The organism is Streptomyces sp. NPDC006140 (assembly GCF_040628815.1).
Classification (GTDB): Bacteria; Actinomycetota; Actinomycetes; order Streptomycetales; family Streptomycetaceae; genus Streptomyces.
Genome location: NZ_JBEXTS010000003.1, coordinates 284220 through 297367, shown reverse-complemented (window position 1 = coordinate 297367; position 13148 = coordinate 284220). Strand labels below are relative to the sequence as shown.

Sequence of the window (13148 nt, the reverse complement as noted above, 5' to 3'; positions counted from 1 at the left end):
GACGCGCGGCCGACAACCGGCACGCGGCCCCGAGCTCGTGGTCGACCGGGCCGGCGCAGCGGACACGAGCGACGAGGGAGGCGAGCGGTGAGGGACGGCAGCACACGCGCCAAGGTCCTCGTCGTCGGCATGGACGGCCTCCGCCACGACCGCCTGACCCGCCGGCAGGCCAACGCCCCTGTTCTCCACGCCCTGATGGCCGCGGGAGCGCACGGCACCAGCCTGCTGCCCTACGGCCGGCCCGACGACGGACCGTCGGCCGGCCCGGCCTACACCGACTCCGGGCCCGGCTGGTCGAGCGTGCTCACCGGCGTGTGGCCCGACCGCCACGGCGTGACCGGCAACGACTTCCTCGGCGCCGACTACACCCGCTACCCCGACTTCCTCAGCCGCGCCGCCACCGCCCGGCCCGGTCTGCGCACGGCGGCGGTGGTGTCCTGGCCGGAGCTGGTCGACCGGGGCGTCCTCGGCGCCGCCATCGGCAGGCGCGTAAGCCACGACGGCGAGTCCGACGGCTACGAGAGCGCGGACCACCGCGTGGCCGACACGGCCGTCCGCTGGCTCACCGAGGAAGACCCGGACGTCGTGTTCGTGTACTTCGGCGCCACCGACGAGGCCGGCCACGCCACCGGCCCCCTCTCCGCCGCCTACGACGACGCCCTCCTCGCCCAGGACGCCCACCTCGGGCGGCTGCTGGCGGCGATCGCCGCACGGCCCGCCCACGAGCACTGGACCGTGCTGGTCACCACGGACCACGGCCACCTCGACACCGGCGGCCACGGCGGCGACACGCGTGCCGAGCGGGAGGTCTTCGTCATCCTCGCCGAGCCGCGCGGCACAGGCGTGCCCGGAGGCATCCGGCTCGACACCCCCCGCCTCATCGACATCGCCCCGACCGTCCTGGACCGCCTCGGCATCCCCGCCGACCCCGCCTGGGAGTTGCAGGGGCGCGTTCTGGCCCGGCCCACCGCCCCGACTTCGGAATGGTCATGACCGACGCACTCCCCGATCCCCTGATCGCCCTGCGCCCCTGGGCGGCACCCGAGCTGACCTCCTGGGGGCGGCTGCCGATGAACGCCGTGGACCGGCGCTCCGGAGCCGTCTGCCTCGACGGCGACTGGCGCTTCCAGTTGCTCCCCGCCCCGGACGCCCCGCCCGGGGAGGTCTGGTCGTCGTCGTACGTACCCGGCGTCTGGACCATGCAGGGCACGGACGATCTGCCGCGGTACCTCAACGTCCGCATGCCGTTCGCCGCGTTCCCGCCGGACGTGCCGGCCGCGAACCCGACGGGGGTGTACGAGCGCGCGGTGGACGTGCCGGCCGAGTGGACCGGGCGGCGGATCGTGCTCCAGGTCGGCGCCGCGGAGAGCGTGCTGCTGGTGCACGTGGACGGGCGGCCCGTCGGCCTCTCCAAGGACTCGCACCTGGCCGCCGAGTTCGACCTGACGGGCGTGGTGCGCCCCGGCGAGCGGGCCGTCCTGCGCCTGACCGTCGTCAAGTGGTCGGACGCCTCGCACATCGAGGACCAGGACCAGTGGTGGCACGGCGGGATCACCCGCTCGGTGCTGCTGTACGCCACCGACCCGCTGCACCTCGCGGACGTGAGCGTGCGCGCCCGGCGGGACGGGGACCTGCGGGTGGACTGCCGGGTGCGGGACGCGGGCGGGGCGCTGCCCGAGGGCTGGTACGTCAGCGGGGAGCTGGACGGGCAGCTCCTCACGCAGGACGCGGAGTTCGACCGGGCCAACGCCGAGGACGAGCGCGTCTCCGCTTTCCTGGGCGAGGCCCGGCTGCGGGCCGCCGTCCCCGGTGTGCGCGCCTGGAGCGCCGAGACGCCCGAGCTGTACGGCCTGACCGTGCGCCTCCACCGCGCCGACGGCACCGTCGCCGACACCTCGCGCCACCGGATCGGCTTCCGGGACGTCGAGATCGACGGCCGGGACCTGCTCGTCAACGGCGAGCGCGTGTTCATCCGGGGCGTCAACCGGCACGACTTCCATCCGCTGACCGGCCGGACGGTGTCGTACGACGACATGCGCGCCGACCTCGTCCTGCTCAAGCGGTTCGGCTTCAACGCGATCCGCACCGCGCACTACCCGAACGACCCGGCCCTGTACGACCTGGCCGACGAGCTCGGCTTCTACGTCGTCGACGAGGCCGACATCGAGTCCCACGACCACGCGCACGAGATCGCCGACGACCCGCGCTATCTGAACGCCTTCGTCGACCGTGTCGCGCGGATGGTGCTGCGCGACAAGAACCACCCGTCCGTGATCATCTGGTCGCTGGGCAACGAGTCCGACTACGGCGCGAACCACGACGCGGCCGCCGGCTGGGTCCGCCGGCACGACCCGACCCGGCCGCTCCAGTACGAGGGCGCGGCCAAGCGCGGCTGGGCCGACCCCGACCTGGCCTCCGACATCGCCTGCCCGATGTACGCCCCGCTGGAGGAGTGCATCGCGCACGCCATGTCGGGGACGCAGACCAAGCCGCTCATCCAGTGCGAGTACGCGCACGCCATGGGCAACAGCAACGGCACGCTGGCGGACCATTGGGCGGCCATCGAGGCCACCCCGGGTCTTCAGGGCGGGTTCATCTGGGAGTTCTGGGACCACGGCATCCTCCAGCGTGTGAACGACGGCAGACCGGCCGGGCGTGGGGGCGCCGGGCTCTACGACAACGGTGTCGCCGCGCCCGGGCACCGCTGGGCGTACGGCGGCGACTTCGGGGAGACGGACCACGACGGCGCCTTCATCGCCGACGGGGTCGTCTTCCCCGACCGCACCCCCAAGCCGGTGATGTTCGAGCACCGGGAGATCGCCGCGCCCGTGCGGATCGAGGCCTTCCGGCACGAGGGCATCGTCCTGGGCAACCACCAGCACTTCCGCGGCCTGGACTGGCTGTCCGGCGAGTGGCAGCTGGCCCTCGCCGACGGCGGCACCCTGACGGCACCCGCCGAGCTGCCCGATCTGCGCCCGGGTGAGACGGCCGCGGTGCCGCTGCCGTTCGCGCTGCCGGAGGACGGCGGCGAGGCGTGGCTGACGCTGCGGGTCACCACGGCCGGTGACGAGCCGTGGGCGCCGCGCGGCACGGTCGTGTGCCTGCCCCAGGTGCGGCTGCGGGCAGCGCCCCCGGTGGCGCACACCCCGGTCGGGAACCGGCCGGTCGAGGTCGACGAGGACGGGCTGCTGGTCCATCCGCTGCTGACGGCCGCGCCCACGCTGTCCCTGTGGCGCGCCCCGACCGACAACGACGAACTGGGCGGCATGGCGGCCCGCTGGCGGGACTGGGGGCTGGACGCGCCCACCCGCGAGGTCGTCGCCGTGCGGCGCGATCCGGGCCGGGTGACGGTGGTCGCCGACCACCGCTGCGCGGGCGGGACCGTCCGGCACGAGCAGGTGTTCACGGCCGTCGAGGGCGGGCTGCTCGTCGAGGAGTGCGCCGAGCTGCCCGAGGCGCTGTACGACGTGGCCCGGGTCGGGTCGGTGTTCGAGACGGTCGCCGGGCTGAACCTGCTGGAGTGGTTCGGGCAGGGCCCCTGGGAGTCGTACCCGGACCGGGCCGCGGGCGCGCCCGTCGGGCATCACGCGCTGCCGGTGGACGAGCTGTTCACGCCTTATCTGCGGCCCCAGGAGAGCGGCGGTCGGCACGGCGTTCGGCGGTTCACGCTGTCCGCGCCGGACGCCACCGGCCTGGCGGTGCGGCTGGACCGGCCCCGTCAGGTCTCCGTGACCCGGCATCGTGCGGCCGACCTCGCCGCCGTCGCGCATCACGACGAACTGGTGCCGCGGGCCGGGTGCGTGGTGCACATCGACGCGGCGCACCGCGGGCTGGGCACGGCCTCGTGCGGGCCCGACACCTTCGCCACCTATCTCGTCGCGGCCGGTGTCCATCGCTGGAGCTGGACGCTGCGCGTTCTCTGAGTTCCTCCCCTCCCCGTCACCTCATGGAGCACCCGTGTGTACTTCGCATGATCACGACCTGGGCGAGGCGCCCCAGGCCGGTGCCGGCAGACGCAGTTTCCTGCGGGCGACCGCGCTGCTCGGCGCGACGGCCGCCGCGGTGAGCGCGCTGCCGGCCGTCACCGCCGAGGCGGCGACGTCGAGTTGGCGCCCCGACCCGGACAGCCGCCGCTTCACGCTCGCCGTGATGCCGGACACCCAGTACCTCTTCGACGGGCCGAGCATCGACAGGGCGCCGGTCGAGGCCTCACTGCGCTATCTGCTGGAGCACGGCCGGGAGGAGAACATCGTCTTCCTGTCGCACCTGGGTGACCTCACGCAGAACGGCGCGAAGGAGGAGTTCACTGCGATCGGCGAGGCGTTCCGGCTGCTGGACCGGCGGGGCGTCGGCTACAGCGTCCTGGCCGGCAACCACGACGTGAAGTCGTCGACGACCGACCAGCGCGGCGCGACCCCGTACCTGGACGCCTTCGGGCCGCGGCGGTTCGAGAAGCAGCGGACGTTCGGCGGGGCCTCCCCGGACGGCTACAACACCTTCCACCTGTTCACGGCGGGCGGCCGGCAGTGGCTCGTCCTCGCGCTGGACTGGCGGCTGTCGCCGCAGGGTTACGCGTGGGCGAAGGAGGTCATGGCGAAGCATCCGAAGACGCCGGTGATCCTCACGACACATGAACTGGTCGTCGAGGACGACACGTTGTCCGACTACGGGCAGCAGCTGTGGGACCAGCTGATCGAGGACCACGACCAGATCTTCCTCACCCTCAACGGGCACTACTGGCCGGCCGCCCGCGCGGTACGCGAGAACGCGGCCGGGCACGACGTCCACCTGCACCTGACGAACTACCAGAACCGCTACTTCGGCGGCGCGGCGATGATCCGCCTCTACCGCTTCGACCTGGACCGGAACGTCATCGACGTGGAGACGGTCTCCCCGTGGATCCTGGGCCGGGCGAAGAAGGGGCTCAACGAGCTGGAGCGGCAGGAGATGGAGCTGAGCGGCGACGCCGACCGGTTCTCCGTCGAGATCGACTTCCAGGAGCGGTTCTCCGGGTTCGCGCCCGTGCCCGTGCGACCGGCGCGGCCCGTGTCCAAGATGCTGGTGCCGGGCACGATGGCGTACTGGCGCTTCGAGAAGCCCGTGGACGGCACGGTCCGCGACCTGTCCGGGCGGGGCAACGACCTCACCCTGGTCACGGTGGGCGGCGGCGCCCTGGGCTGGTCGCCGGACCACCACCCGGACCAGCCGGGCCACGGCAGCCTGGAGTTCCAGGGTTTCAAGTCACCGCTGAAGGGCGCCTACCTGCGCACGGTCGACGGCGCCCCGCTCAACCGGGCCACCTTCGAGGACGGCTACACCATCGAGGCCTTCTACCGCCTGCCCGCCGACTGGGACCCGGACCACAACGCCTGGTCGGGCCTGGTGAGCCGGACGGGCACGGGCGGCGCCGCCGGCAAGACCGCCGACGACCCGGACGAGCCGCTGGCCACCCTGTCGCTGTCGAACGACCGGGAACCGCAGTGGGCGATGCGCCCGCTCAACCAGCAGGGCATCGCCACCAACTGGGGCCAGGAGACCCCGCTGGAGACCTGGTGGCATCTGGCCGTCGTCAACGACGGCAGGCACACCACGCTGTACGTCGAGGGCTGCCCGGTCGTCCGCAACCCCAAGGCGCCCGCCGTCGGCATCACCTCCGTCGGCCTGCCCTGGCTGCTCGGCGGCTACGAGTACGGCGGGAAGATCGACCAGATCCTCCACGGACGGCTCGGCGACGTCCGGATCGTCGCCCGGGCGCTGCCCGTCACCTCCTTCATGAACCACTGACCTTGCCGAGGTACGTCATGACCGAGCAGCGACTGCCCGCCTGGGCCGACCCGTCCGTCTCCCCCACCGCCCTCGACCCGCAGGGCGTCTCCCGCCGCGGCCTCCTGCGCCGCGCGGGCCTGTTCGGCGCCGCGTTCGCTCTGGGCTCGGCGGCCACCCCGGCCCTGGCGGCCGGCGACGGCAGGCACCTGGGCGGCGAGGACCCGCGCCTCGCCTATCTCGTCGGCGACCACCACATCCACACCGTCTACAGCCACGACGCCAAGTACACGTTCTCCCAACTGGCCGCCGCGGGCGCGAAGTACGGCCTGGACTGGATGGTGTTCACCGAGCACTCCAACGTCGGGCACGCCGACTTCGGCGCGGCGCTGGAGCACCAGGAGATCCTGAAGGCGCGGGCGGAGAACCCGCGGCAGCTGATCTTCCAGGGCCTGGAGTGGTACATCCCGGCCGCCGAGCACTGCACGGTGTTCACCGCGCCCGGCCCGCACGAGGTGGACCTGCTCACCCGCTTCGAGCGCGCCTACGACGGCAAGCTCCTCGCCTACGACAAGGGCGGCCCCGCCGACGCGGACACCGCCCGCAACGAGGCGCACGCCGTGAAGGCGCTCAAGTGGCTGGCCGAGCAGCGCCGTTGCGGCTACGTCGACGACGTCCTGGTCCTCGCCAACCACCCCATGCGCCTGGGCATCGACTCCCCGCACGAGATGCGCAACTGGCGGGACGCGGCCCCCGGCATCATGATCGGCATGGAGGGCGCGCCCGGCGCCCAGGGCGCCGCGATCCCCGGCTGGCGCGGGGCGACCTCGATCCGCGGCGAGTACGAGAACAAGCCGTCCGCGCAGTCCTGGCCCGGCTACCCGGCGGACGCCTACCTGACCTACGGCGGCTTCGACTGGGCGACCGCGACCGTCGGCGGCCTGTGGGACTCGATGCTCGCCGAGGGCCGGCTGTTCTCCATCACCACCAACTCCGACGCCCACCGGATCGTCTTCGACACCTGGAAGAATGGCGACTGGCAGCCCGGCCAGACCTTCGACACCACGGGGAAGCTGCCCGACCCGGTGAACACGGACACCCCGCAGCCCGGCAGCGACTTCTGGCCCGGCCAGTTCAGCCGCACGCACGTGGGCGTGACCCGCTACGGCTACCGGGCGGTCATGGCGGGGTTGCGCGCGGGCCGCGTCTGGCTCGACCACGGGCATCTGCTCGACGGGCTCGACGTGCGGCTGAAGCGGGAGCGCGACCGGGGCCGGGGCGTGACGCTCGGCGGCCGGCTGCGGGTGCGCAAGGGCGAGCGGCTGACGCTGAACGTCACGGTGACGACCGCCTCCCGCCCCAACCCCCAGGGCATCCTGCCCCAGTTGGCGCATGTGGACGTCATCCGCGGCGCGGTGCGCGGTCCCGTGACCGACCGCGACATGTGGAAGGCCCCGGACACCCGGGTCGTCCGGTCGGCGGACGTCTCCGGCCGCACCGGCACCTACACCCTGCGCATCCCGCTCACCGCGGGCGAGGAGCCCTTCTACGTCCGGCTGCGCGGCAGCGACGGCAACCGGCACGGCACCGGCTACCTCGGCGCCTCGGTCGACCCGCACGGGCCGATCCCGCACGCACCCGGGGACGGTGACCCGTGGGCCGACACGTGGTTCTATTCGAACCCCGTGTTCGTCGACGTGGAAGGGGCCTGACCTGATGAGACGTCACCTGCTGGCAGCGACAGCGTTATTGGGTGCCTTCGCGCTGGGCGCCGGCCCGGCCTCGGCCGCCGGCGCCCCGCACTGGGCGGAGACCGGAACGACGTACACCGGCACGCTCGGCGGCGGGCAGGGCCTCGCCGGCCGCGCGGACAGCTCGCTGCTGTACCGCGGACTGGCCTCCATCCCGCTGGACCTGCGGACCAAGGGCTGGAACCACATAGGCGACCCCGACATCGCCCGCGGCCATGTCTTCGACGCCTACCAGGGCCCGGACAACGCCACCTCCAAGATGTTCGCGGTCACCACCCCGGCCGGACAGCGCTACGAGTACGTCCACCCGCTCGACCCGGGCGAGAAGCCGAACAACTCCTTCGCCGCCGTCTCGCCCGACGGCCAGTGGCTGGTCTCGGGCGAGTGGGGCCTGCAGCACAGGCTCCAGGTCTTCCCCGCTCCCCTGCTCAACCCGTCCGCACCGGCCACCGGCGGCACGCTGGCGCAGGCCGGGCAGATCTCCCTGGACAAGCCGGTCCGCGACCTCCAGGGCTGCGACTTCGTCACCGGCACCCGGCTGCTGTGCACGTCGAACGACGCCACGGGCGCCCTCTTCCCCGAGATCCGGCCGCTCCTCCAGGTCGACCTGCCCCATGAGGTCGACGGGCGGCCGGTCACCGGCACGGTGACGAGCCTGTTCGCGCTGCCGCAGCGCAGCGTGTGCACGGGCGCCTTCGAGACCGAGGGCGTCGACTACCACCCGGACAGCGGCACCCTGCGGGCGCAGATGATCCCGCCGGGCGTGTGCGCGGTGGCGACGGCCGTCCACGCGTACCAGCAGGTCACGGACTGATCGGGCGGAGGTACGGTGGGCCGCGTGACCGGTGAAGAGTCGCTGCGGCCCCAGTCCCTCATGCTGACGTTCCTGGGCGACCAGGTGCTCGGCCGTGACGTGTGCGTGTACTCGGGCAGCGTCATCGACGTGTTCGCCCGCGCCGGGATCGGCGAGCAGGCCACCCGTTCCACGCTGACCCGCATGGTGGGCCGCGGCCTGCTGCGCCGCCAGCGCGAGGGCCGCCGCATGTACTTCGGGCTGACCGAACGCTCGGAGGCCGTGCTGCGCGACGGCGAGCGGCGCATCTGGCAGACCGGTGCCGTCAACCGGCACTGGGACGGCACCTGGACCCTGCTCGGCTTCTCCCTGCCCGAGTCCTGGCAGCGCCAGCGCCACGATCTGCGCTCCCAGCTGACCTGGAGCGGCTTCGGCCCGCTGTTCAACGGCCTGTGGATCGCCCCGGGCGAGGTCGACGTGTCGGCCCTGGTGGCCGAGCTGGGCCTGTCCGCCCACGTGAAGGTGTTCCGGGCGCACGCCGACGCCGGGATGGACATCGGGCAGATGATCGAGGAGACCTGGGAGCTGACCGACCTGGCCGCCGGCTACGAGGGGTTCGTGCGGCGCTGGCAGTCCTGGCAGGAGGGTCTCCCGGAGGCCGACGAGGCGCTGGCGTTGCGGCTGCGGCTCCAGACGGAGTGGCTGCGGATCGTCCGGCGGGATCCGCGGCTGCCCGTCAAGCACCTGCCGGACGACTGGCCGGCGGAACGGGCCGAGAAGACGTTCCGGGCCGTGCACGAGCGGCTCTCACCGCTCGCCCGGGACGCCTCGGAACGCCTTCTGGACCTGGTGCCCGCGCGGCCTCAGGCGTAGAACCGCGACAGGCTCTGCAGCACCGCGGCCGGCTTGCCGCCGCCCTCGATCTCGATGGCGCCCTCGACGGTGATCTGCACCCCGCCCGGCACGTCCTCGACCTCGGCGAGCTTCGCCGTGAGCCGGATGCGGGAGCCGGCCTTCACCGGAGCGGGGAAGCGCACCTTGTTCAGGCCGTAGTTGACCTTCGTCGTCACGCCCTGGACGTCCAGCAGCTCGGTGAAGAGCGGGATGAAGAGGGAGAGGGTGAGGTAGCCGTGCGCGATGGGGGCGCCGAAGGGGCCCTCCTTGGCGCGCTCGGGGTCGACGTGGATCCACTGGTGGTCGCCGGTCGCGTCGGCGAAGGTGTTGATCCGCTCCTGGGTGACCTCGATCCACTCGCTGGTGCCGAGGTCGCTGCCGGCGAGCTTCTTCAGTTCGTCGAGACCGTTCACGGTGATGCTCATGCGGTTCCTTACTGGTTGCCGTAGCGCTTGCGCACACGGGACTTGAGGAGCTTTCCGGAGGCGGTGCGGGGCAGTTCGTCCGCCAGCACCACCGATTTCGGGATCTTGTACTTGGCGAGGTGTCCCGCGAGCCCGGCGAGCACCTCGTCGGGGTCGAGCGCGGCGCCCTCGCGGGGCACGACGACCGCGCGCGGCACCTCGCCCCACTTGTCGTCCGGCACCCCGATCACCGCGCACTCGACGATGTCGGGGTGGGCGAGGAGCCGGTCCTCGATCTCGGCGGGGTAGATGTTCTCGCCGCCCGAGATGATCATGTCCTTGATGCGGTCGACGATGTGGACGTAGCCGTCCTCGTCGACCTGGGCGGCGTCGCCGCTGCGGAACCAGCCGTCCGCGAAGGACGCGGCCGTCTCCTCGGGCAGCCCCCAGTAGCCGGGCATGACGTGCGGGCCGCGCACCACGACCTCGCCGACCTCGCCGACGTCGACCGGCGTCAGGTCGGGCCGTACGACGCGTACGTCGCTGAAGAAGTGCGGCACGCCCGCCGACCCCGCCTTGCTCACGGCGTGCTCGGCGTCCAGGAAGAGCGTGCCGGGGGCGGCCTCGGTCATGCCGTAGCCCTGGAGGAAGGTCAGACCGCGCTCCTGGTAGGCGGCGATCAGCGGGGTGGGGACCGGGGAGCCGCCGCAGGTGAGGATCCGCAGCGACGACAGGTCGGCGTCCGGCCAGCGCGGGTGCCGGGCCACCTGGTCGAACATGGTCGGCACGCCGAACATGAAGGTGATCCGGTGCCGTTCGATCAGGTCGAAGGTGGCGTCCGGGTCGAAGGCCTCGACCAGGACGCAGGCGCCGCCCTTCAGCAGGACCGGCAGGGTCAGCATGTTCAGGCCGGCGGTGTGGAACAGCGGGGCCGAGACCAGGGCGCGCTCGTCGGCGATCAGGTCGGTGTCGACGAGGACGTTGACCGCGTTCCAGGTGAGGTTGCCGTGGGTGAGCATGGCGCCCTTGGGGCGGCCGGTCGTGCCCGAGGTGTACATGATGATGCAGGTGTCGTCGGCGCCGACAGGTTCGTCGATCGGCTCCTGCGGCGCCTCGGCGAGGGCCGCCTCGTACTCGGGCCCCACCTCGACGTAGGTGCGCACGTCCGTGCTGCCCGGCAGGCCCGCGACCAGGCCCGCGTGGGACGGCCCGTAGACCAGGGCCTTCGCGCCGGAGTCGGCGAGCTGGTAGGCGATCTCCGGCCCGGCGAGGCGGATGTTGAGCGGGACGAAGACCGCGCCGAGGGTGCCGGCCGCGAACAGGGTCTCCAGATAGGAGGGGTGGTTCGGGCCGAGGTAGGCGATCCGGTCGCCGCGGCGTACGCCCCGGGCGCGCAGGGCGTGGGCCAGGCGCGTGGTGCGGGCGTGGAGCGTGCGGTAGTCGGTGGCGTTCCCGCCGTGGATCAGGGCGGTGCGGTGCGGGGTCTTGCGGGCCCGGCGTGCGGGCCACGACCCCAGTCCCTCGTTGCGCATGTCACGCCCCTTACGTCTTGGTCAGCCCGAGCAGGCGGGCGGCGTTCTCCTTGAGGATCTTCGGCCGCACCTCGTCCTTGATCGACAGCTTCTCGAAGTCGGCGAGCCAGCGGTCGGGGGTGAGGACGGGGAAGTCGGAGCCGAAGAGGACCTTGTCCTTCAGCAGCGTGTTCGCGTACTGCACGAGCTGCGGCGGGAAGTACTTCGGCGACCAGCCGGACAGGTCGATGTGCACGCCCGGCTTGTGCGTGGCGACGGCGAGGGCCTCGTCCTGCCAGGGGAAGGACGGGTGCGCCAGGATGATCTTCAGGTGCGGGAAGTCGGCCGCCACGTCGTCCACGTGGAGCGGGTTGGAGTACTTCAGCCTGATCCCGCCCCCGCCGGGGACGCCGGCGCCGATGCCCGTCTGGCCGGTGTGGAAGAGGGCGATCGTGCCGGTCTCCTCGATCACCTCGTACAGGTCGTACGCCACCGCCCGGTCGTTGGGGAAGAACCCCTGGATGCTGGGGTGGAACTTGAAGCCCCGCACCCCGTACTCCTCGACCAGGCGGCGGGCCTGCTTGACGCCCGCCTTTCCCCGGAAGGGGTCGATGGAGGCGAAGGGGATGAGGACGTCGGCGTTGGCGGCGGCCGCCTCGGCGACCTCCTCGTTCGGGACGGGCGGGGTGCCGGTGGCGGACTCGGCGTCGACCGTGAAGATCACGGCGGCCATGTTCCGCTCGCGGTAGTAGGCGGCCGTCTCCTCGATCGTGGGCTTCCGCTTGCCCTCGACCTTGAAGTAGGCGGAGGAGGCGTCGTGCAGGTCGTCGTCCAGGGAGGAGTGGCCCTTGGAGGAGACCTCCGCGTGGGTGTGGACGTCGATCGCGACCAGTGACTCCGGGTCCATCACGGGGTCCATCACGCCTCCGGGAACTTCGGCGCCGGGATGCCGACCGACTGGAGCTCGGCGCCGACCGAGGTGGGCCAGGCGTCCGCGAGGGCCTCGGGGGTCCAGCCGCCGTCGGCGTAGGCCGCCCTGATCTCCTGCGGATGCGACCAGAGTGCCACCTTGTCGCCGCCGATGCCGATGCACTGGCCGGTCACACCGCGCGCGGCCTCGGAGGCGAGGAACGGGACGAGGGCGGCGCAGTCCTCGGGGGTGCCGAAGCCCTCGCCCTTGCGCAGGAAGTCCGGCAGCGGCTCGCCGCCGCGCATGGCCTCGACGTACGGGGCGAAGGCCGGGATGGTCTCGGTCATCGCGGTGGCGGCGACCGGCACGATCGCGTTGACGGTGATGTCGGCGCGGCCCAGCTCCATGGACCAGGTGCGGGCCATCGCCGCGATACCGGCCTTGGCGGCGGCGTAGTTCGTCTGGCCGAAGTTGCCGCGCTGTCCGGCCGGGGAGCCGACCAGGATCAGCGATCCGCCCTCGCCCTGCTCGCGCATCCGGACGGCGGCGGCCCGGGCGCAGGTGAAGGTGCCCTTCAGATGCGTGGTGATCACCGCGTCGAAGTCGTCGTCGGACATCTTCCACAGCACCTTGTCGCGCAGGATGCCGGCGTTGGTGACCAGGACGTCCAGGCGCCCGAACTCCGCCACCGCCCGGTTCACGAGCCGCTCGGCGGCCTCGGTGGTGCCGACCGGGACGACCTCGGCGACGGCGGTGCCGCCCGCCTCGGTGAGGGACTTCACGGCCGCCTCGGCCACCGCCTCGTCGACGTCGTTGACGACCACGGACGCGCCGTGGGCGGCCAGGGCATGGGCGTAGGCGAGGCCGAGGCCCCGGCCGCTGCCGGTGACGACGGCGGCCTTGCCGGAGAGATCGATGCTGGGCACGGGGGATCCCTTCACACGGGGTTCGGTACGAGCGCACGGATCGGGGTGCGAGATCGAAGCTAAGAGCAATAATTGTTGACGTCAATAGTTGTTGATGCCCGCACGGGTGCGAGATGCTGATCCCATCGAGACGCACCGAGCACAGGGAGCCCGCCATCACACGCCAGAACGCCACCCCGAAGTCCATCGACGCGGA

Annotated in this window: 10 protein-coding genes; 6 read left to right on the top strand and 4 right to left on the bottom strand. The window is 72.4% G+C overall.

All coding sequences use genetic code 11. The features are described from left to right. Positions 1-87 precede the first annotated feature (87 nt). The 6 genes from ABZ386_RS10760 to ABZ386_RS10735 are packed head-to-tail and all read left to right on the top strand — an operon-like array spanning position 88 to position 9180. Positions 88-993 carry an ectonucleotide pyrophosphatase/phosphodiesterase gene (locus ABZ386_RS10760; RefSeq protein ID WP_351334033.1) on the top strand — a complete coding sequence of 302 codons (906 nt, stop codon included), beginning with the start codon at positions 88-90 and terminating at the stop codon, positions 991-993. Beyond that, positions 990-3923, top strand: coding sequence for a glycoside hydrolase family 2 TIM barrel-domain containing protein (locus tag ABZ386_RS10755; protein WP_358964589.1), 2934 nt, complete (start codon positions 990-992; stop codon positions 3921-3923). The genes ABZ386_RS10760 and ABZ386_RS10755 overlap by 4 nt, the downstream gene beginning before the upstream one ends. Positions 3924-3957: 34 nt before the next feature. Then, complete coding sequence (locus ABZ386_RS10750; protein ID WP_358964588.1) at positions 3958-5784, top strand: LamG-like jellyroll fold domain-containing protein; 1827 nt, start codon at positions 3958-3960, stop codon at positions 5782-5784. Between the two features lie 17 nt (positions 5785-5801). After that, positions 5802-7475 (top strand): PHP domain-containing protein, encoded by a 1674-nt coding sequence (locus tag ABZ386_RS10745; protein WP_355723666.1) that lies wholly within the window; start codon positions 5802-5804, stop codon positions 7473-7475. Between the two features lie 4 nt (positions 7476-7479). After that, positions 7480-8328, top strand: coding sequence for a hypothetical protein (locus ABZ386_RS10740; RefSeq protein WP_358964586.1), 849 nt, complete (start codon positions 7480-7482; stop codon positions 8326-8328). A gap of 24 nt (positions 8329-8352) precedes the next feature. Continuing rightward, positions 8353-9180, top strand: a complete 828-nt coding sequence (locus ABZ386_RS10735) for a PaaX family transcriptional regulator C-terminal domain-containing protein (protein ID WP_351334044.1) — start codon at positions 8353-8355, stop codon at positions 9178-9180. On the opposite strand, the gene ABZ386_RS10730 is transcribed toward ABZ386_RS10735, so the two are convergent. From ABZ386_RS10730 to ABZ386_RS10715, 4 genes are read right to left on the bottom strand one after another with little or no spacing between them, the layout of a single operon-like run. Beyond that, on the bottom strand, positions 9171-9626 hold the full coding sequence (locus tag ABZ386_RS10730) for a MaoC family dehydratase (RefSeq protein WP_351334047.1): 456 nt from the start codon (positions 9624-9626) through the stop codon (positions 9171-9173). The genes ABZ386_RS10735 and ABZ386_RS10730 overlap by 10 nt on opposite strands. Positions 9627-9634: 8 nt before the next feature. Then, positions 9635-11137: a long-chain fatty acid--CoA ligase gene (locus ABZ386_RS10725; protein ID WP_358964584.1), complete on the bottom strand. Its 1503-nt coding sequence runs from the start codon at positions 11135-11137 to the stop codon at positions 9635-9637. 10 nt (positions 11138-11147) lie between these two features. Then, a complete protein-coding gene (locus ABZ386_RS10720) occupies positions 11148-12023 on the bottom strand; it encodes an amidohydrolase family protein (RefSeq protein ID WP_351334232.1) in 876 nt (291 codons plus the stop codon). 11 nt (positions 12024-12034) lie between these two features. Then, positions 12035-12952 carry an SDR family oxidoreductase gene (locus ABZ386_RS10715; RefSeq protein WP_351334053.1) on the bottom strand — a complete coding sequence of 306 codons (918 nt, stop codon included), beginning with the start codon at positions 12950-12952 and terminating at the stop codon, positions 12035-12037. Positions 12953-13148 lie beyond the last annotated feature (196 nt).